The organism is Halorubrum sp. PV6, assembly GCF_003990725.2.
Taxonomy (GTDB): domain Archaea; phylum Halobacteriota; class Halobacteria; order Halobacteriales; family Haloferacaceae; genus Halorubrum.
Genome location: NZ_CP030064.1, coordinates 767,185 through 787,324, shown reverse-complemented (window position 1 = coordinate 787,324; position 20,140 = coordinate 767,185). Strand labels below are relative to the sequence as shown.

The following is a 20,140-nucleotide window of genomic DNA, read 5'->3' as shown; positions in this document are numbered from 1 at the left end:
CCCTACAATAATCGGCGCGACGGCTCCGGCGGCAGCGGTCGTCTGGCGCGCGGTGTGCCGTCGCATCTCGGATCGAGCAATGCGGCCGAGGTATAAATCCCTGTCGGGGGGGCGAACCGGACGGTCGGTTCCGCCCGGCGGCGCGGAACGGGCGCCCGCGGTCGGCCGTCGCGGCAGACGGCGGTCGCTCGGCGGACTCCCCGTTCAGGGAGGCGGCCATCAGATCCGGACCTCCTCCTCATCGCGGTCGATGCTCGCCTCCTCGGCGAACCGCTCGACGTCGCCGGCGGTCACCTGCCGCTTGCCGGAGCCGTACTCCTTGACGCGTTTGGTGATACGCCGGACCTCGCTGTCCGTCGGGTCGAACCCGGCCTCGACGAGGTGCTTGCGCACGCTGTGAGTGCCGGTGTGTTTCCCGAGGACGAACTCGCGCTCGGCGCCGACCATCTCGGGGGTCATCACGCCGGTCTCGAACGTGTCGGCGTTCTCGATGACGCCCGCGGCGTGGATGCCCGACTCGTGAGCGAAGGCGTTCCGCCCGGTGACGGGTTTGTTCGCCGGCACCGGGATGTCCGACGCCTCCTCCACGATGCGGGCCAGCTTGGTGATCTGCGTGGTGTCGATGCCGGTGTCGACGCCGTACACCGATTCGACCGCCATGACGACCTCCTCGTAGGCGGCGTTGCCGGCGCGCTCGCCGATCCCGTTGACCGACACCTGCGCCTGCTCCGCGCCGTTCTCGAAGCCGGTGACGGCGTTGGCCGCGGCCATCCCGAAGTCGTCGTGGGTGTGGACGTCGACGCGGGCGTCGGTCGCCTCGACGACGGCCTTCACCGTCTTCCCGAAGCTGGTCGGCATCGCGACGCCGCACGTGTCGGGGATGTTGATCCAGTCGGTGCCCGCGTCCGAGACCGCCTCGACGATGTCCCGCAGGTAGTCGGGGTCGGTCCGCGTCGCGTCCATCGGCGAGAACATGCACTCGACGCCGGCGTCTTTCACCTGCTCGACGGCGTCGATGGCGCGCTGTTTCGCCTCCTGCCGGGTCGCGTGCATCGAATCCTCCAGCTGTACGTCGCTGGTGGAGACGAACACGTGGACCATCTCGACGCCGGAGTCGATGGCGGCGTCGATGTCGCCCTCGACGACCCGCGCGAGCCCGCAGACGGTGGTGTCCGTCGCGGCGGCGATGTCGCTTACCGCCTCGAACTCCGCGTCCGAGTTCACCGGGAACCCCGCCTCGATGACGTGGGTGTTCATGTCGTCCAGCGTCGCCGCTATGCGGCGTTTCTCGTCGTAGCTGAACGACGTTCGTGGTGACTGTTCACCGTCTCGTAACGTCGTGTCGAAGATCCGTACAGGACCGATATCGATGTTAGAAGCTATCGTGCCCTGGAAGAACTCGATCCGCCGGGGTGTCCGACGAAGCCTCCGTGATGTCTGTCATCGACTGTCGAAAGCACGGTAAGGAACTTAACACTTGTGCCGTTCACAAAAACGACTCGCCCCGACGAGACCGACCCCGCCCGAGCGCGACGGAAACCGCACGACAGCGTCGGGCTGGGTAGTGTTTATATGGGTTATATATTCGGTCGAGTGTATATATGCGGTCGTTTCGGAACCGAGTATATAAATCGGCTCGACGTTCGTTTCGTTCGCCGCGGGGTCGGCGCGCGGTCGACGCGGCGGCGAAGGTGTCTGCGAGGCGTGCCAGCGGCGACGCGTCACCGGGGACACGACCCGCGGATCAGGCGTTCCCTCCGCTCCCGTCAGTCGCCGTTCGCCCACGCGGAGAAGCCGCCGTCGATGAGCGTCTCGGCCTGCCTGTCGATGTACTCCCGTTGGGTGTCGTGGACGGCGGTCTCGAAGTCGTCGCCCGCGTCGAGGCGGTCGCGGACGCGGTCGCGCTTCCAGCTCGCGGGGGTCGTCCGGTTCGCCACGCGCCAGCGGAGCGGGGCGAGCCACGCGGCGGCCTCGGCTTCGGGACAGCCGGCGGTCCGGAGCCCCGCCTCGGCGTGGTCGAAGAGATCGGTGTACAGCGCGTCGGTGTCGGTGGTCTCCCTGCCGTCGTGGCCGACCCACTCGATCGTGGCGTCGAGCCCGTCGGCGACGGCGGCGTAGAAGTTCGAACGGGCCGTCTCCCAGTCGAGGTCGATCACCGGGTGATCGCGTTGCGGAAGCGACTGCATCAGCCCGGCGAACGCCGCCTGAAAGGCGATTGAGTCGCGGACGGTCGGCTGGGCCGCGATGGGCCGGAACTCGATCCGCGCGTTGGCGCTCGACCGGCTCGCGCCCTCGAAGACGGGGCGGACCCAGCGCCAGTAGCTCCCGTGTTTCGTCCGGAACGTCGCGAACGCGTCGTCGAACCGATCGGTGCCCTCGGGCTCCGGCATCGGGATCAGCGTCTCGTCGGTGGCGATCCGGTCGACCGCGGTTTCGAGGTCCCTGAGGTCCTTCGGGAACCGCACCTTGTCGGCGTCGGTGCGGGCGTTGAGAACGGACTCGAACACGTGAATCCGGTTTTCGGTCGCCCCCTCCGAGAGGACGCGCTCGGCGTCCCAGTCGTCGTCGTACAGCTCCGGCGGGAAGAACGGCGAGTTAACGCCGAGCGCTAACAGTGGGGCGGCGATACGGAGGGCGTACCGGAAGTGCTCCGGTAAGGTCTCGGCCTGTGCCACCTGGTAGTGCGGCTGGATCGACGTGATGAGGCTCTCGGGCATCACCGTGTCCGCCGGCAGCGACACCCCCGGCGCCTCGACGACCGTCCCGCGCCCCTCGTCGCTGCCGGCGTTCGCCATCGCGTGGTACCGGACGGCGTCGCTCATGTTGACCGCGACGGTGATCCCGTCGACCTCGACGCTGTCGGTGAGGTAGTCGCAGGCGGTCTCGCCGGTCGGCGGGATCGTCCAGATGCCGTCGGAGACGAGCCGCATCCCCTCGACGGCGGCGGTGTTCTCCGCGGCCTCCAGTCGCGCTCGGACCTCTTCGAGCTGCGCCCGGAGCCCGTGGTCCGAGAGCGGCTGCGGGCTCGTCGACATCTCGGCGTTGTGGAGTCCCAGCTCCTTCTCGAAGCCCATCAGTTCCAGCAGGCGACGCGGGACCCGCATCAGGGCGTACTCGCCCGCCCGCGACTCCTCGCTCCACCGCCCGTCGGCGACGGCGTAGAACTCGTACTCGAAGCCGACGATCGACTGGTGGTTGTCGAAGGCGCCGTCGTGGAGCCCCTGTTTGACCAGCTCCGCCTCCTCCTCGGCGCGGGCTGCGAACTCTTCGTGCGGGACCGCGAGCGCCTCGCGGACCCCGTCGGCGAGGGCGGAATCAGTACTCATGGGACGGTCGACGACCCCGGCCAGTAAAAAGGTCTGCGCCGATCGGTCGCTTTGGGTATCGTCAACACGGGCGGTGACGAGCCCTATCGGCGCCGTCCGGAGGCGACCGACGCGCCGTCTCGACGGTCGCGGGGCGACGGCGAGACCGACCCGTATCGGGGCGCTTTTGCCGAGCGATCGCCGATTCTGGGCATGGAGTTCGCAGCGTTCGCCGAACGCGCGGGCGAGTTGGCGGCCGAGCCCGCGGACATCGAGACGACTCGGCTCGTCGCCGACCTGCTCTCCGCCGCCGGAGCCGCGGACGGGGGCGACGACCTCGCGACGGTCACCCGGTTTCTGCTCGGGCGCGTCTTCCCGGCCCACGACACCCGGACGCTGGACGTCGGCCCGGCGCTGTGCCGAGAGGCCATCGCCCGCGCGGCCGGCCCGAACGTGACCGACGACGACGTAGAGGCGCGGCTGGCCGAGCGCGGCGAGATCGGCGCGGTCGCCGCCAGTTTCGAGTTCGGCGGCCAGCGCGGGCTCGCCGCGTTCGGTGCGGGACGAGACGGGCTCACGGTGGCCGCGGTCGACGACGAACTGCGCGAGCTGGCCGCCGCCGCCGGCGACGGGAGCGAGTCCCGCAAGCGCGACACGCTGTTCGGGCTGTTCAACCGATGCGACCCGGCCGAGGCGACGGTCCTCGCCCGGCTGGTGCTCGGCGAGATGCGCCTCGGCGTCGGCGAGGGCGCCGTCCGCGATGCGATAGCCGAGGCCTTCCTGACGGACGAGCGCGGCGACGCGGACGCCGATTCCGAGGCGGGGGACGCGAGGCTTCGCGCCGACCCCGAGGCCGTCTCGGCGGTCGAACGCGCGCTGCAGGTGACCAACGATTACGGGCACGTCGCCGTCGTGGCCCGCGAGGACGGGGTGCCCGGCCTGCGCTCGGAGAGGCTCGAAGTCGGGAGGCCGGTCCAGGCGATGCTCGCACAGGCCGGAACCGCCACGGACGCGGTCGAGTCGTTCGGGGAGGTCGCCGTCGAGACCAAGTTCGACGGGGCGCGCGTGCAGGTCCACTACGTGCCCGGTCGCGACGGCGACGACCTCGGTCCGCGGATCTACTCGCGAAACATGGAGGACGTGACCGACGCGCTCCCGGAGATAGTCGAGTACGTCGCCGAGCGCGTCTCCGTCCCCGTGATCCTCGACGGCGAGGTCGTCGCGGTCGACGAGGACGGGAACCCGCGCCCGTTCCAGGAGGTGTTGCGCCGGTTCCGGCGGAAACACGACGTGGACCGCATGCGCGATGAGGTTCGACTCAGGCTCCACGCGTTCGACTGCCTCCACGCCGACGGCGACGACCTCCTCGACGAGCCGTTCCGCGCCCGCCACGACCGGATCGACGCGGTGCTTCCCGACGCGGCCGCGACCGTCGAGACCGCGAGCGACGCCGCGGCGGTCGAGAGGGCGGAGGCGGCCGCGCTGGAGGCGGGCCACGAGGGCGTGATGTTGAAAAACCCCGAGTCGACGTACACGCCGGGCGATCGGGGGCGAGACTGGCTCAAGCGCAAGCCGGACGTGGAGACGCTCGACGCCGTCGTGGTCGGCGCGGAGTGGGGCGAGGGCCGGCGCGCGGAGCTGTTCGGGACGTTTCTGTTGGCCGTCCGCGCCGACGAGCGCGCCAACGGGAACGACGGAACCGACGGTCGAACCGCCGAGGAGGCTCCCGAGGGGTTCGCGACCATCGGGAAGGTCGCGACGGGACTCACCGACGAGGCGCTCGCGGCCCTCACGGAGCGGCTCGAACCGCACGTCGTGAGCGAAGACGGGACCGAGATCGCGATCCGTCCGGAAGTCGTCCTCGAAGTCGGCTACGAGGAGATCCAGCGCTCCCCCACCTACTCGTCCGGGTACGCGCTCCGATTCCCGCGGTTCGTCGGGGTGCGCGAGGACAAGTCGACCGCCGACGCCGACTCGGTCGCGCGCGTCTCGCGGCTCGCCGGCGACGGCGACGGCGACAGCGAGGCGTAGTCCCGCCGCGGACGCGCGGACGCGAAACGCGCTTTACGATCCGGCCCCTCCTCAAGGCTATGTTAGGCCCGATCGGGGACGCGGCGCGAGGGCGGCTGGCAGACGCGGCTGCGGCCCGACTGGCCGGGGACGGGTACGCGGTGAGCCGCCCGGAGACGAGCGTCGAACCGCCGGCGGTGGCGACCCATCCGGACGGCGAGCGGACGCTCGCGGTCGAGCCGCTCACCGCGGACGACGCGACGGCGACGGTGATCGCCTCGCGGCTCGCCCACGCGCTCGACCGCGACCGGAGCGTCTGCTTCGCCGTCGACGACGGCGCGACCGCCGAGACGGTGCGAACGCTGCTGTCCGAACCCGCGCTGCTCGCCGCCGAACGGGAGGGTCGCCGGACGTTTCACGCCGGACCGGACCGGATCCCCGTCGCCGGCGGCGGGTACGCCTGCATCCGGTTCGAGGGAGCGGGGACGCCGACGTTCGTGTGGCGGGAGACCGACACCCCGGTCGGACCGGTCCCCTCGGGACCCGGCGTCGACGCGGCGAGCGTCGCGGAAGACGGCCGACCGACCGTGCCGCGGTTGGTCTGTGAGGTCGACGGGCGGGTGGTTGCGGTCCTCGCCGGCGTCGAGAGCCTCAGGGACCCCCCGGCCGAGGCCTTCCCGTACGCCTACAGCCGGCACGCCGACGACAAGCGGTTCCGGGTCCGCCGCGGCGCCGACGGGGAGGTCGTCGAGAGCGCGAGCGGGTTCGCGCCGATGCGCGCGGCGGGCTACGTCCCGGTGCCGATGCCGCTCGTTCCGGAACACGTCCTCGGGCCGTCGTACGCCCCCGACCGGCGAGCCGGCGTGGGTTCCGGCGTCGCCCTCGCCGACGCGTGGTGCGTGCGCCGGTTCGCGGCGGCCGACGACGCATAGCCACCCTCAAGGCGCCCGCTGTCGGATCGGGACCCATGACGGTTCGCTACGACGACTTCGCGGTGGAGTGGCTCGGCTACGCGACGGCGCGGCTGGCGCCCGAAGACGGTCCCGTCGCCTACACGGACCCCGGCCGATACGGGGTCCTCGACGACTACTGGGCGCGGGACGGGGACCTCGTCGTCGTCACCCACGACCACCACTACGACCCCGAGGGGATACGGTCGGTCGCGCGCGACGACGCGACGCTGGTGATCTACGACGCGGTCGACGCCGCGGGCATCGACCGGGACGTGGAGTCGGTCGCGTCGCTCGCGGACGACTACGACGTGATCCGCGTCGACGCGGAGGCGCGCGTCGACGTGGAGACCCCGGCCGGAGAGATCACCGTCTGGTCCGTCCCCGCGCACAACGACCCGGACGGCCCCAACGCCGGCCCCGACGGATCGGTGCCGCATCCGCCGGGACTCGGCTGCGGCTTCCTGCTCGGGATCGGTGACCGCACCGTCTTCTGGCCGGGCGACGCCGACGCGCTCGACGGGTTCGCGGAGCTCGACGTCTCGATTTTCCTCGCCAACATCGGGGGCGGCGGGATCGTCTCCGACCGCCGCGCGAGCGCGGAACTGGCCGAAGCGATGGACCCGGACCTGGTCGTCCCGATCCACTACGACACCTTCGAACAGCTGGAGGCGGACGGCGAGGCGTTCGCGGGCGACGTGGCCGCGCGCTCGATCCCGGTCGCGCTCGACGCGCGCTCGGCGAACCAGTAGCCGATTTAATCGGCAGTAGTCGGTTTAAAATGCAGTACTCGATTTAAAAAGAAGCGGCCAGTTTAAAAGCGATAGCCCGACTCAGAGAGCGGTCCGAAATCGCGAACCGAGAACCGACCGGTTACTGGCGCCGAGCCACGAGCGCAGCCGCGAGCGCCGCGATCAGGGCCGCCACGACACCGAATCCGGGCGCCTGACTCTGCGAGTCGCCCTCGCTTTCGGTCGCCCCGGCGTCCGTCGTCTGTAGCTCCTCGACCGCGACCGAGAGCGTCTCCGCCGACTCGATCACGCTCCGCGGGGCGGGCTGGTTGAGGTAGTTGACGTTCAAGACGACGTAGTTGCCCTCCCGTCCGGCGGTCGTGCTGGCGTACGGCTCCTCGTCGAGGATCGGCGCCTCGGGGTCGGTGACGATCAGCAGTTCGGGGTCGGTCTGGAGGATCACCTCGTTCGAAAGCTGCGGGTAGCCGTCGCCCTCCGCGGCCGCGACGTTCTCCGTCCCGCCGACTCGCATGATCTCGTCGATGAAGGTGTTGCCCGCCGCGACGTAGCCGTCGCCGAGCGGGTACAGCGCGGCCGGCCGGTCGAGGTCGGCCGTCCGGTTCTCCGCCTCGGCGACCGCGTCGTACATCTCCTCGTTGGTGGCGGCGGCGCGCTCGCACGCACCGACGAGGCGCCCGATCGTCTCCGTCTTCTCGGCGATGTCGTCGATGGACGTCGCCGACTCGAAGTGGTAGACGGTGAGCCCCTGTTCGCGGAGCGGCGCGACGTCGCCCGCGGAGGCGTTCGGCGCGAGGACCAGGTCGGGGTCCGTGGCCACGACCCGCTCGACGCTGGCGCCGAACCCGGCGGAGACGTTCTGTCTCGCCTCGGCTCCGTCGAGGTAGAACGCGTACTGGGTGACGCCGACGACCCGGTCTTCGGCGCCCAACTCCCACATGGTCTGGGCGGCGGAGGGGTTGATCGTCGTCACCCGCTCGGGGCGCTCGTCGAGGGTGATCGTCGTCCCCGTGGCGTCGGTCAGTTCGACGGGGGACTCGCAGGTGTCGGCGCCGTCCGCCTGGGCGACGGCGGGGCCGTCTGCCGCACTCGCGGTCGGCGGCGTCTCTATCGTCGGCTGTGCGCCGGCGGCCGGGCCCGCGACGCCGCCCACGAGGGCGGCCGTCACGAGCAGGGCCATCGCGACAACGTACGTGTCTCGCATCGAGTTGACGACGCGGCTCGTCCAATAAGTATTTACCTACTACAAGTTTTGTTGGAGAACGAATGAGTGCTTGGGGGCGATCGGCGGCCTGGTCCGCGGCGCTGACGGCGGCGTTAGTCGCCGTCGTCGTCGTGAGCGCCGCGATCGGCCCCGTCAGAATTCCGCCGGTAGAGGTGGTGAAATCGGTGCTGAACGCGCTCGTGGTTCCGGCGGGGATCGAGACGACCTCGCAGGGGACCGGGGCGCTCATGCTGCCGGGCGTCACCCTCGCGTACCAGTCGCCGTTCGCCTTCCCCGTCGACGACGTTCACCAGCAGATCGTCGTCGGCGTCCGGCTGCCGCGGATCCTCATGGCTGCCCTCGTCGGGTTCGCGCTCGCGGCCGCCGGGACGGTGATGCAGGGGTTCTTCCGGAACCCGATGGCCGACCCGTCGATCATCGGGGTGTCGTCGGGCGCGGCGGCGGGCGCGGTCGCGTTCATCGTCTTCCCGGTCGCGCTGTCGGCGACGCTGACGCTCCCGGTCGTCGGCGCCGTCGACGTGGGGCTCTCGTACGGCGCGGGCGTGAGCCTCTTCGCGTTCGTCGGCGCCGTGATCGCCGCCTTCGGCGTGTACGCCATCGCGACGCGACACGGGCGGACCCCCGTGGCGACGCTGCTGCTCGCCGGCGTCGCGGTACAGACCTTCCTCGGTGCGGTCATCTCCTACCTCCAACTGCAGGCCGGCGAGTCGCTCCGTCGGATCGTCGCGTGGCTGATGGGCCACCTCTCCGGGGCCGGATGGAGCGACGTCGGAGTCACCGCAGTCGTCGTGCCGCCGCTTTTCGTCGTTCTCCTGGTGTACGCGCGGGATCTCAACGTCCTCCTGCTCGGCGAAGAGGAGGCCCGCGGGCTCGGGATCGCGGTCGAGCGAACCAAGCGGATCCTCCTCGGCGCCGCCGCGCTGATCACGGCCGCGGGCGTCGCGTTCGCGGGCGTCATCGGTTTCGTGGGGCTGATCGTCCCGCACATGGTCCGGCTCGTCGTCGGCCCCGACCACCGCGTCCTGCTGCCGAACGCCGCGCTCGCGGGCGGGTCGTTCCTGGTGGCCGCGGACACCGTCGCGCGGGCGGGGAGCACGGAACTCCCCGTCGGAATCGTCACCGCGGCGGTGGGCGCGCCCTTCTTCGTCTACCTGCTCGTCACCAGAGAGGTGCACGAACTGTGACCGCCGACTCACCTGCCCGCAGCGAGTCGGCGTCCGCCGCGGGCGACTCACCGACGCCTCCGCCGATCGAAGTCGACGACCTGTCCGTCTCGTTCGGCGACGTGCCGGTGGTCTCCGGCGTCGACCTCGGCGTCGAGCGCGGGTCGCTCGTGGGGCTCGTCGGACCGAACGGCGCGGGGAAGACGACGGTCCTCCGCGCTATCAAGGGGACGCTCTCGCCCGACACCGGGACGGTCAGGCTCGACGGCGACCCGACGACCGCGCTGTCCGCCCGCGAGACCGGTCGGCGAGTCGCGAGCGTCCCGCAGGAGACGACCCTCGGGTTCGACTTTCGGGTCAGGCAGATAGTCGAGATGGGACGGACGCCGCACCTCGGGCGGTTCGACGGCCACGGCCCGGACGACGAGCGGGCGGTCCGCGAGGCGATGGCCGACGCGGGGGTCGCCCGGTTCGCCGACCGGTCCATCACCGAGGTCTCCGGCGGTGAGCGCCAGCGGGTCCTGCTCGCCCGAGCGCTGGCCCAGGAGACCCCGTCGCTTCTGCTCGACGAGCCGACCGCGAGCCTCGACGTGACCCACGCGGTCCGGACGCTCGAACTCGTCAGGGACCTCGTCGACGACGGGCGCGCCGCGCTCGCGGCGATCCACGACCTCGACATGGCGGCGCGGTACTGCGATCGGATCGTCGTCCTCGCGAACGGCGGCGTCCACGCCGCCGGCCCGCCAGAGACGGTGTTGACGGCGACGGCGCTCCGGGCCGCGTTCGACGCCGAGGCGTTCGTCGGCGAGAATCCGGCCACCGGGTCGCCGACCGTCACCGCGTTCGACGCGGCCGGCCCCGACGCGCCGACCGGCTCGGACGCCTCGGAGAGAGATGCCCCCCGGCGCGTTCACGTCGCGGGCGGCGGGCGACCGGCGGCGCGAGCGGTCGCCCGGCTGAGCGCGGCGGGTCACGTCGTGTCCGTCGGCGTCGTGCCCGAGGGCGACACGGCGGCCGGCGTCGCTGTCGACGCAGCGCGGGGCGCCGAAGCCGACGGCGGCGACGCCGAGGCGAGCGCGCGGGTCGTGACGGCGCCGCCGTTCGCCCCGGTGCCCCCGGAGCGAGAGGCCGAGGCCGTCGCGCTCGCTCGGGAGGCCGACGTGACCGTCGCGGTCGGAGGCGACAAGCGCGATGCGCGCGGCGATTCCGGAGTGAACGCCGCGGTCCTCGCCGCCAGCGACCGGGTCGTGCACGTCGGTACGGACGGGGACGCGCGCGCGGCCGTTCGAGGCATCGAGCCCGACACCGACGGTCAGTAGGTCGTCAGTGGGTGGTCAGTGGGTGGCCAGTAGACGGGAACGAGAGGACGGCCAGGTCGGCAAGGCGCAGAAACAGGGTCGCGGTGTGCCGAAACGCGCGTTCAGTCTAAGAACCGCGACTGGACGTCCCCGGACGGCATCAGACACTGGTCTTTCTTGCCGAACCACCCGTATCGGTGGTCGGCGACGAAGTCGTACACGCGGTCGCGGAGGGCGCGGGGGAGGTACCGAAACGGCGACAACAGCCGGTACGGGCCGCCCAGATCGGCCGCGATCCGGATGACGGCCGTCGATTTGACGTAGCTGTTCCCGTCTTCGATCAAGACGACCGACTCCAGTTCGTCCGTCGGCAGACCGTGTTCACTTAAAAGCGCTTGGCCCACGTCGGACTGCAGCGAGGCGAAGCGGTACTTTTCCTCGGTGTCGCGGGGGAGAACGAACTGCACGAACCCGCTACAGAGGTTGCAGACGCCGTCGAAGAGGATGACCGCCTTGTCGTCCGGTATCTCTGTTGCCATCGCCTGTCGGCGATACGTCGTTGTCGCAGTTCACGTTTCCGGTCACCGAATCGCGTCGTGCGTCGGTCGGGACGCGCCGCGGTCGGGGACACACCAAACTTATGCCGGTCGGAAGCCGGTGTTTCGACCACGACGGAGTTCGAACAGATGGATCGACAACCCTCCACGACGGCTCGCTCACGACTCACAGCCGCGGCCAGTCGGCTCGGAACGGCGCTGGCCGCGCGGGTCGAGATCGACCGGCGCGCGCTCGCCGCCTTCCGGATCGGGCTGGGGGTGCTGTTGATCGTCGACCTCCTGGCACGGTCGCGCTCGCTGACCGCCTTTTATACTGACGGCGGCGTGCTCCCGAGTCGCGCGTTCTTCGCCGACTACTCGACGATCCGGTCGGTACACGCCTTCGTCGGCGAGCCGTGGGCCGTGGGGGTGCTGTTCGCGGCCGCGGCCGTCTTCGCGCTCGCGTTGACAGTCGGATATCGCACGCGACTGGCGACGGTGGTGTCGTGGCTGCTGTTGCTCTCGCTCCACACTCGGAACCCGATGGTGTTGAACGCGGGCGACAGCCTGCTCTTGATGCTGCTGTTCTGGAGCGTGTTCCTCCCGCTCGGCGCGCGCTGGTCGGTCGACGCCGTCAAGCGGGCGGACGCGAGCGCGGGAGCAGGTTCCGACGCCGACGCCGATTCGACGACGACGGGTGACACCGATTCGGCGTCGCGGAGCCCGAGCGGTCCCGCGGTGGCGACGGTCGCCACGATGGCGGTGCTGGTGCAGGTGCTCGTGATGTACGCGACCAATGCCGTCCACAAGTACGAGAGCGAGCTCTGGATGAACGGCGACGCGATCGCGTACATCATGCAGGCCGACCAGTTCACCTACCTCCTCGGGAACCACCTCGCCGAGTTCCATGGGCTCTTGCGGGCGTTCAGCCTGTTGTGGATCGGACTGTTGTTCGCGTCGCCGCTGCTGCTCCTGCTTCGCGGCCTCCCCCGCGCGGCGGTCGCCTCGCTTTTCGTCGGCATGCACCTCGGCATGGCGGCCACGATTCGGATCGGGCTCTTTCCGCTCGTCGTCGTCGTCGCCTTCATTCCGTTCTACCAGACGCCCGTCTGGGACCTCGCCGAGCGCGGTGTCGCCCTCCTGGACCGTTCGGGGAGTCGGACGCGGTGGCGCGCCCGTTTCGTGTCGACGGCGCGTCGGTTCCTCGCGGTCACCGGAGCGTTCCCGCGACCCGCCGTCGACGGCCGAGGGCTTCGATCCCGCGTCGAGAGGCTTTCCGCCGGGGTCGCCCGCGGGCGCGTCCTCGTCACGACGGTCGTCCCGTACGTGTTCCTCGTGTTGATCGTCCTGTCGAGCGCGCAGGCGGTGGGCTACGCGGACACGCCCGAACCGGGCGAGGAGGTCTTAGAGGCGGTCGAGATGGACCAGTCGTGGCGGATGTTCGCACCCGACCCCCTCCACACGACCCGCTGGTACGTCGTGCCCGGCACCCTCGAAGACGGGAGCGAGTGGGACGTGTTCCGCGACGCGGCCGTCGACTACGATCGGCCGGCACGGGTAGAGACCACGTATCCGAGCGCGCGGTGGCGCAAGTACCTCTCGAACGTCTACTCCGCCGACAACGAGAAGCACCGCTCGTACTTCGCGAACTACCTCTGTGACGACTGGAATCGCACCCACGACACGAGCGTCGAGCAGCTGACGGTGACGCAGTCGTACGAGCGAACCATCCCCAGCAACGACACCGTCGAGGCCGCAAACGAGTTCGACCTGATCACGTACGACTGCTCGGGGGCGTTGGTGCAGAACGACTGATCCGGCGACGCTGCGGACATCTGCCGCTCTCCGAGGATAGCGACCGCGTATGAATGGTGGACAGACGGGGTGGCCCGGCGTTCCGGCGCGGGGTATCCCGGTTGCCTTCTCCACCCCGCGACCCGACGAGCGACGGGCGTCCGGCGGTGGGCTGCTCGCTTCCGCGCCTGACCCGGTGTCGCCGACGAACCGTGACGGACCGCTCCTGCGAGCGGGCGCCACGGACCGCTGTCCCCGGCGGACGAGGCTTCCACGTTGGCTCTCGGGGCCCGTGCCGGTCAGACCGGACGCGCCCGCTGTTCGGTCCCCGCTAAAGACTACCTCACGGGTGACGAGCGGGGCCTAACCGCCCGACCTAGTCCACTTCCCGATATACGTGTCCACCTTAAGGGCCTTTCGTTCGTCGTATCGCGCCCCCTGTTCGCCGCCGACGAAATCCGTTACGCGAGCAGCCCGCGGGCGTACGCCGCGGCGGCCAGGGGTATCGGGACGGAGAGCGCGACGACGGCGCGGGGGTGCCACAACAGCCAGAGGTTGTCGCGGGACATCGCGCTCGGCTCGATGGCGAGCGCCCACGTCACCGCGCTCAGGGTCGTCGCGACGCCGAGGACGACCGCGGCGCCGGCGAGCGTGCCGGGCTCGAGGTTCCCCTTCTCGACCGAGGCGATGACGACCACGCTGAGCAGCGCGAACAGCGCGATGCCGCCGCCGCCGACGACGCCCGACGCGTAGTAGCTCGCGAGCTGTGACGCGTACGCCTCGCCCGAGATGATCGCGTACGGGGCGCCAAGTACGAGGACGGTGGCGACGGCGGCACCGATCCCCACCCCCCGCGAGACCTCACGGAAATCCATACGCGAACTCGGCGGCCGACGGCGGTAAAAGGACCGGATCGCGGCCGCGCTCGACCGGGACCGTCCGAGCGATGACGACCGATCTCCCGTAGCGTTTTGCCGCGGCGGCGCCGAGGGGGCGGTATGACTCTCGATGTGGACCCGCCGGAGCCGCCCGAACTCGCCGCCGTTGACCCGAACGAGTACGAAGACGCGGACGTCGCGGGCGGCGAGTACCGCCGCGACGAGCTCGAGGCCTTCCTGCGCGAGGGCGCGTGGGAGGAGGCGTTCGCCGAGTGGGCCGCCGGAAGCGACATGGACGAAGCCGACTGGGAGATCGCCGTCGATCTCGGCTTGGTCTCCCGGTTCGACTTCTTCTGGGACGACTTCGCCGACCGCGTCGGCTATCACGCGCCGGGCCTCCCCGAAGACTGGAAGGAGCGCGACCTCCACCCGGATCTGGAGTCGTGGGGAACGGTCTCCGCGATCAACGCGGGGCTCACGGAGCTCGGCCAGATCGTCTGTGAGACGCTCAAAGCCGAGTACATCGACTGGGAGGCCGAGTTCGAGGCGCCGGACGACCTGCCTGATTTCGGCGAGTAACGCGGGGCGGGCGATTCGCTCAGTGTCCCCAGAGCGTCCCGTCGGGAGCGTACCGCGCGTCCATGATCCGATCCCACTGCGCGTCGGACAGCGCAAGATCGGTCGCGGCGACGTTCTCCGCGAGTTGGTCGGCCGTACGCGCGCCGACGATCGGGACGCACGTGAACTCGTCCCACTCGGTGAGCCACGCGAGCGCGACCTGCGCCGGCGTCGCGTCGAGTTCGGCGGCGACCTCGCGGACCGCGTCGAGGACCTCCCACCCGCGCTCGGAGAGGTAGAACCGCTCGAAGCGGTCGTCGAAGCTGGCGCGCGAGCCGTCCGGCGCGATCACCTGTTCGGGGTCGTCCGGGTCGGCGCGCTCGTACTTCCCGGTGAGGAAGCCGCCGGCGAGCGGCGAGTACGGGCAGACGGCGATATCCTGGTCGATACACACGCCGAGATACTCCTTCACATCCTCGTAGTAGCCGGCGTGGTGGAGCGGCTGGACCACGTCGAAGCGCGCGTAGTCGTTGGTGTCGGCGGTCCACAGCGCCTTGGTCAACTGCCACGCGGCCATCGTCGACGCGCCGAGGTAGCGGACTTTCCCCTCCGTGACGAGTTCGTCGAGGACGCGCATCGTCTCCTCGATGGGCGTCTCGTCGTCCCAGCGGTGGATGTAATAAATGTCGAGGTAGTCGGTGTCGAGGCGGTCGAGCGTCCCCTCGATCTGCGCGCGAATGTGTTTGCGCCCCAGTCCAGAGTCGTTCGGGCCGGGTTCGCCGCGCCCGTCGAACGGGAAGTACACCTTCGAAGCGATCACGTAGTCTTCGCGGTCGCGGTCGGCCAGCCACTCGCCGACGTACTCCTCGCTCGTCCCGTTCGGCGTCCCGTACACGTTCGCGGTGTCGATGAAGTTGATCCCGTGGTCGGCCGCGGCGTCGAGGAGGGCGTGTGCCTCCTCGCGACCCGTCTCGACGACGCCGTTCGTTTCCCGCCCGAAGCGCCACGTCCCGAAGCAGAGTTCGGAGACGGACAGTCCCGTGTTGCCGAGTCGTCGGTAGTTCACACCCGCACGACTCGGTGGCGAAATATAAATCGTAGCAGTAGCGGTGAGCGCGTACGGCCGGCAGAGATCATTTATAAATTAGCGAGCCGCGCGCGAGCGGCGTCTCGCACCCGTCAATCGGCTGCCGACGCCCCCGCCAGTCCGTGCCACGCACCTGCGTAACTCCGTCGTATTCAAATATCCGCGTCAAGACCAACCTGTATGGACGATATCGACGACCAGTACACGCCCGCGGACGTCGAGTCCGGGGTCGACGCGTACTGGGACGAGACGGACGCCTACGAGGCGGCGAAGGAGGCACACGCCGACGACCCGCCCTTCTTCTTCGTTGACGGACCGCCGTACACGTCCGGGCAGATGCACCTCGGGACGGCGTGGAACAAGACGCTGAAAGACGCCATCATCCGCCACAAGCGGATGAGCGGCCACCGCGTCACCGACCGCCCAGGGTACGACATGCACGGGCTCCCCATCGAGGTGAAAGTCGAGGAGGAACTCGGCTTCGAGAACAAAGGGGACATCGAGGAGTACGGGATGGAGTCGTTCATCCAGAAGTGCAAGGAGTTCGCCGTCACCAACCGCGCGGCGATGGACGACGACTTCGAGTCCATCGGCGTGTGGATGGACTTCGACGATCCGTACGAGACCATCTCGCCGGAGTACATGGAGGCCGCGTGGTGGGCCTTCTCGAACGTCGCCGACAACGGGCTCGTCGAGCAGGGGAAGCGGTCCATCTCGCAGTGCCCGCGCTGTGAGACCGGCCTCGCCAACAACGAGGTCGAGTACGAGGACGTCGAGGACCCCTCCATCTACGTGAAGTTCCCGCTCGCCGACCGCGAGGGGAGCCTCGTCATCTGGACGACGACGCCGTGGACCATCCCCGCGAACACCTTCGTCGCCGTCGACGAGGACCTCACCTACAACGCGGTCCGCGCCGAGAAGGGGGGCGACGAGGAGGTCCTCTACGTCGCCGCCGAGTGCGTCGAGGACGTGCTGGGCGAGGGCCGGTACGACTCCTACGAGATTGAGTCGGAACTCACCGGCGAGGAGCTCGTCGGCTGGGCGTACGACCACCCGCTCGCCGACCGCGTCGCCGAGCACCCCGACTTCGAGGGCGCCGGGCAGGTGTACGCCGCAGACTACGTGGAGGCCGACCGCACCGGACTGGTCCACTCCGCGCCGGGCCACGGGGAGGAGGACTTCCACCGCGGCAGCGAGCTCGGACTCGACATCCACTGTCCCGTCGGGCCGAACGGCGAGTTCGCCGAGGCCGCCGGCGAATACGCCGGGCAGTTCGTGCGCGACGCCAACGACGACATCATCGACGACCTCGTCGCCGACGGCCACATGCTCGCGCACGGCACGGTCGACCACAGCTACGGCCACTGCTGGCGCTGTGACACCGGGATCATCCAACTCGTCACCGACCAGTGGTTCATCTCGATCACGGACGTCAAAGACGACCTCCTCGACAACATGGAGGAGTCCGAGTGGCACCCCCAGTGGGCGCGGGACAACCGCTTCCGCGACTTCATCGAGGACGCCCCCGACTGGAACGTCTCCCGGCAGCGCTACTGGGGGATCCCGATCCCGATCTGGGTGCCCGAAGACGCCGAGGCGGGCAGCCTCGACGAGGACATGATCGTGGTCGGCACCCGCGAGGAGCTGGCCGAGCGCGTCGAGGAGGAGATCGACCCCGAGTCGATCGACCTCCACCGACCCGCCGTCGACGACCTGACCATCGTCGAGGACGGCACCACGTACCGCCGCGTCGAGGACGTCTTCGACGTGTGGCTCGACTCGTCGGTGGCCACGTGGGGCACGCTCGGCTACCCCTCGGAGGCGGACGCACACGACGAGCTGTGGCCCGCCGACCTCATCGTCGAGGCCCACGACCAGACCCGCGGCTGGTTCTGGTCGCAGCTCGGGATGGGGACCGCCGCGGTCGGCGAGGTCCCCTACGAAGAGGTGTTGATGCACGGGTTCGCCAACGACAAAGACGGTCGGAAGATGTCGAAGTCGGTCGGCAACATCGTCACCCCGGAGGAGGCCATCGAACGCGCCGGCCGCGACCCGCTCCGGACCTACCTGCTCAGCCACGACCAGCAGGGCGTCGACCTCGCCTTCGAGTGGGACGGGCTCGGCGAGATTCAGGGGAAGCTCAACATCCTCTGGAACGTCTTCCGCTTCCCGCTGGAGTACATGGACCTGGACGGCTACGACCCCGCCGAGGCCGACCTCGCGGACGGCGACCTCGAACTCGTCGACGAGTGGGTCCTCTCTCGGCTCCAGTCCGTGGAGACCGAGGTGACCGAGGCGTGGGACGACTACCGCGTCAGCGACGCCGTCAACGCGGTGATCGAGTTCGTCACCCAAGACGTCTCGCGGTTCTACGTGAAGGCCGTCAGGAACCGCATGTGGGAGGAGGCCGACTCGGCCTCCAAGCGCGGCGCGTACGCGACGCTCGCCACCGTCTTAGACGAGACGACCCGGCTGCTCGCGCCGATCGCGCCGTACATGACCGAGCGGATGTACCAGACGCTCGACGGCGAGGCGACCACCGTCCACCAGCTCGACTACCCGACGCCGGACGACGACCTCCGCGACCCGGAACTCGAACGCGACGTGGCCGTCCTCCGCAACGTCGAGGAGGCCGCCGCGAACGCCCGCCAGCAGGCCGGTCGGAAGCTCCGCTGGCCCGTCCCGCGCGTGGTCGTCGAGAGCGACGACGAGGCGGTGACGGCCGCGGCAGACCGGCTCGCCGACCTGATCGGCGACCGCGTCAACGCCCGCGAGGTGGTCGTCACGGACGCGTTCGAGGAGTTAGTCGAGACCGCGGAGCCGCAGATGGGCGCTATCGGTCCCGCCTTTGGCGCCGACGCACAGAAGGTGATGGAGGCGGTCCAGGGCGCGACCCGCGCCGAAGTCGAGGGCGGGGAACTGACCGTCGACGGCGACCCGATCGAACTCGACGACGAGATGGTCGAGTACGTCGCCGAACCGCCCGAGCACGTCTCCGGCGCCGAGTTCGACGGCGGCGCCGTCTACGTCGACACCTCGTTGACCCCCGAAATCGAGTCCGAAGGGTACGCTCGCGACGTGATCCGCCGGATCCAGGAGATGCGGAAGGAGCTCGATTTGGACGTCGAGGCGCCCATCCGCGTCGGCGTCGCCGTCGACGACGACAGGGTCGCCGGGTTCGTCGAGGAGCACGCCGACCTCATCGCGGGCGAAGTGCGCGCCGACGCGTGGCTCGACGAGCCGAGCGACGCCGCGGAGGCGGCCGGCGGCCTCACCGAGGAGTGGGACGTCGAGCGCGTCACGGTGACCATCGGGATCGAACCGGTCGCGTGACGATCTGACACGCGTTTCTCCGGGCGTTCGCCCATCCGAAGTGACAATCGGGTGGCGGTCTGACGTGCTCCCCGACTCGAACCGATCGTTCGCCCGGTTCGGGTCGATCGTACTGTGTGAAACGTTGTCACCCCGAAACCTATAGGTGACTTCTTTACTCATGGGTACACATGCATGTCCGGGCGGCCCGGCCCGACGACGCAGAGGCGCTGCGGACAGCCGTGTCGCGAGCCCGCGAGGCCACCGTCTTCGACGACATCGGAGCCCCCCTTCTCGACGTGTCTGCCGCCGGCGTCCGCGAGGCCGCCGCCGAGGCCGAGTGGTCGTTCCTCATGGAGGACGAGGAGGGACCCGTGGGCGTCGCCATCGCGCACCCCGACGTAGAAGAGGCGACCGTCGACCGCCCCGACGCGAGCGAGGGGGATCGCGAGGCCGAACTGCTCGCGTTGTGGGTCCACCCGACGCACGCGGGCGAGGGCGTGGCGAACGAACTGCTCGCTCGCGTCGCGTCGTCGGTCGCCGACCGAGGCGTCGACACCCTCCGTGCGACCGTCGCGACCGACAATCCCGGCAGTACGGAGTTTTTCAGCGCGCACGGCTTCACCCACCGCCGCACTCGGCGCGGCCCGGCCGGTGACGAGTCGATCCTCGCCGCGGACGTGGAGTCGCTTCAGTAACAGCAGTCCGTGTGTCGATTCACGCGCGACCTCGCGAGCGCCGTTCGCTTTTAACTGCCGGTCGTCACTTCAGTCGCTCTTGGAGGAACGAGGGGTGTGCCGCGGTGACGCCGTCGACGCCGAGCAGCTGTTCCGAGATGACATCCCCGAGTTCGTCGCCGTCGCCGGCGCGGACCTCGGCCATCAGCATGTGGTCGCCGGAGGACGTGTACAGCGCCTGTACCTCGTCGAGCGCCTTGAGCTGGCGGGTCGCACCCACGTACTGTCCCGAGTCGACGTCCATCCCCACCATCGCGATCGACTGCGAGGAGAGCTTCTTCGGGTCGATCTCGGCGGAGTAGCCGACGATAACGCCCTTCTCTTCGAGGCGATCGATGTACTTCCGCACTGTCGGTTTCGAGACGTCGGCCCGGTCGGCGATTTCCGCACAGGACGCCTGCGCGTCCTCCTCTAACACCGACAGGATCCGTTCTTCCGTCGATACCGTACTCATACCAACCACTTTGTCACCACAGAAAAAATACCTTGCGAACCGAAAAACGAGTTGGCTGATGGACGGCCCGGTCGGGGAGAGACC

General features: G+C 69.7%; 16 protein-coding genes and 1 other RNA gene. 9 read left to right on the top strand and 8 right to left on the bottom strand.

The window, feature by feature from the left end; translation table 11 throughout:
- Positions 1-219: 219 nt before the first annotated feature.
- Both DOS48_RS17660 and DOS48_RS17655 read right to left on the bottom strand, forming a co-directional pair.
- Positions 220-1,383: a LeuA family protein gene (locus tag DOS48_RS17660; protein WP_193310381.1), complete on the bottom strand. Its 1,164-nt coding sequence runs from the start codon at positions 1,381-1,383 to the stop codon at positions 220-222.
- Between the two features lie 383 nt (positions 1,384-1,766).
- Positions 1,767-3,326, bottom strand: coding sequence for a hypothetical protein (locus DOS48_RS17655; protein ID WP_127117002.1), 1,560 nt, complete (start codon positions 3,324-3,326; stop codon positions 1,767-1,769).
- Positions 3,327-3,518: 192 nt separating this feature from the next.
- On the opposite strand from DOS48_RS17655, the gene ligA reads away from it, so the two are divergent.
- From ligA to DOS48_RS17640, 3 genes are read left to right on the top strand one after another with little or no spacing between them, the layout of a single operon-like run.
- Complete coding sequence (ligA, locus tag DOS48_RS17650) at positions 3,519-5,336, top strand: ATP-dependent DNA ligase LigA (RefSeq protein ID WP_127117001.1); 1,818 nt, start codon at positions 3,519-3,521, stop codon at positions 5,334-5,336.
- Positions 5,337-5,395: 59 nt separating this feature from the next.
- Positions 5,396-6,247, top strand: a complete 852-nt coding sequence (locus DOS48_RS17645; protein WP_244629359.1) for a hypothetical protein — start codon at positions 5,396-5,398, stop codon at positions 6,245-6,247.
- Positions 6,248-6,282: 35 nt separating this feature from the next.
- Positions 6,283-7,017: an MBL fold metallo-hydrolase gene (locus tag DOS48_RS17640; protein WP_127117000.1), complete on the top strand. Its 735-nt coding sequence runs from the start codon at positions 6,283-6,285 to the stop codon at positions 7,015-7,017.
- Positions 7,018-7,138: 121 nt separating this feature from the next.
- Here DOS48_RS17640 and DOS48_RS17635 read toward each other — a convergent pair whose 3' ends face one another.
- Positions 7,139-8,218, bottom strand: a complete 1,080-nt coding sequence (locus tag DOS48_RS17635; RefSeq protein WP_127116999.1) for a PGF-CTERM-anchored ABC transporter substrate-binding protein — start codon at positions 8,216-8,218, stop codon at positions 7,139-7,141.
- Between the two features lie 62 nt (positions 8,219-8,280).
- On the opposite strand from DOS48_RS17635, the gene btuC reads away from it, so the two are divergent.
- Both btuC and DOS48_RS17625 read left to right on the top strand, forming a co-directional pair.
- On the top strand, positions 8,281-9,423 hold the full coding sequence (gene btuC / locus DOS48_RS17630) for a vitamin B12 ABC transporter permease BtuC (protein WP_127116998.1): 1,143 nt from the start codon (positions 8,281-8,283) through the stop codon (positions 9,421-9,423).
- Positions 9,420-10,721 carry an ATP-binding cassette domain-containing protein gene (locus tag DOS48_RS17625; protein ID WP_127116997.1) on the top strand — a complete coding sequence of 434 codons (1,302 nt, stop codon included), beginning with the start codon at positions 9,420-9,422 and terminating at the stop codon, positions 10,719-10,721. The genes btuC and DOS48_RS17625 overlap by 4 nt, the downstream gene beginning before the upstream one ends.
- Positions 10,722-10,822: 101 nt before the next feature.
- On the opposite strand, the gene DOS48_RS17620 is transcribed toward DOS48_RS17625, so the two are convergent.
- Positions 10,823-11,239: a thiol-disulfide oxidoreductase DCC family protein gene (locus DOS48_RS17620; RefSeq protein ID WP_127116996.1), complete on the bottom strand. Its 417-nt coding sequence runs from the start codon at positions 11,237-11,239 to the stop codon at positions 10,823-10,825.
- 147 nt (positions 11,240-11,386) lie between these two features.
- Between DOS48_RS17620 and DOS48_RS17615 the strand changes: the two genes are divergently transcribed.
- Positions 11,387-13,051, top strand: coding sequence for an HTTM domain-containing protein (locus DOS48_RS17615; protein ID WP_127116995.1), 1,665 nt, complete (start codon positions 11,387-11,389; stop codon positions 13,049-13,051).
- A gap of 54 nt (positions 13,052-13,105) precedes the next feature.
- Here DOS48_RS17615 and ffs read toward each other — a convergent pair.
- Both ffs and DOS48_RS17605 read right to left on the bottom strand, forming a co-directional pair.
- An RNA gene (gene ffs, locus DOS48_RS17610) (signal recognition particle sRNA) lies at positions 13,106-13,417 on the bottom strand.
- Positions 13,418-13,491: 74 nt separating this feature from the next.
- Positions 13,492-13,905 carry a hypothetical protein gene (locus tag DOS48_RS17605; RefSeq protein WP_127116994.1) on the bottom strand — a complete coding sequence of 138 codons (414 nt, stop codon included), beginning with the start codon at positions 13,903-13,905 and terminating at the stop codon, positions 13,492-13,494.
- Positions 13,906-14,028: 123 nt separating this feature from the next.
- Between DOS48_RS17605 and DOS48_RS17600 the strand changes: the two genes are divergently transcribed.
- The gene (locus DOS48_RS17600; RefSeq protein ID WP_127116993.1) at positions 14,029-14,487 is read left to right on the top strand and encodes a hypothetical protein; all 459 of its coding nucleotides are present in this window, start codon (positions 14,029-14,031) and stop codon (positions 14,485-14,487) included.
- Positions 14,488-14,506: 19 nt separating this feature from the next.
- Here DOS48_RS17600 and DOS48_RS17595 read toward each other — a convergent pair whose 3' ends face one another.
- Positions 14,507-15,532, bottom strand: a complete 1,026-nt coding sequence (locus DOS48_RS17595; protein ID WP_127116992.1) for an aldo/keto reductase — start codon at positions 15,530-15,532, stop codon at positions 14,507-14,509.
- Between the two features lie 201 nt (positions 15,533-15,733).
- On the opposite strand from DOS48_RS17595, the gene ileS reads away from it, so the two are divergent.
- Entirely contained in the window at positions 15,734-18,886 is a 3,153-nt protein-coding gene (gene ileS / locus DOS48_RS17590) for an isoleucine--tRNA ligase (RefSeq protein WP_127116991.1), read from the top strand.
- Between the two features lie 170 nt (positions 18,887-19,056).
- The gene (locus tag DOS48_RS17585; RefSeq protein WP_127116990.1) at positions 19,057-19,563 is read left to right on the top strand and encodes a GNAT family N-acetyltransferase; all 507 of its coding nucleotides are present in this window, start codon (positions 19,057-19,059) and stop codon (positions 19,561-19,563) included.
- 64 nt (positions 19,564-19,627) lie between these two features.
- Here DOS48_RS17585 and lrpA1 read toward each other — a convergent pair whose 3' ends face one another.
- Positions 19,628-20,056: an HTH-type transcriptional regulator LrpA1 gene (gene lrpA1 / locus DOS48_RS17580; RefSeq protein ID WP_127116989.1), complete on the bottom strand. Its 429-nt coding sequence runs from the start codon at positions 20,054-20,056 to the stop codon at positions 19,628-19,630.
- Positions 20,057-20,140: the final 84 nt, after the last annotated feature.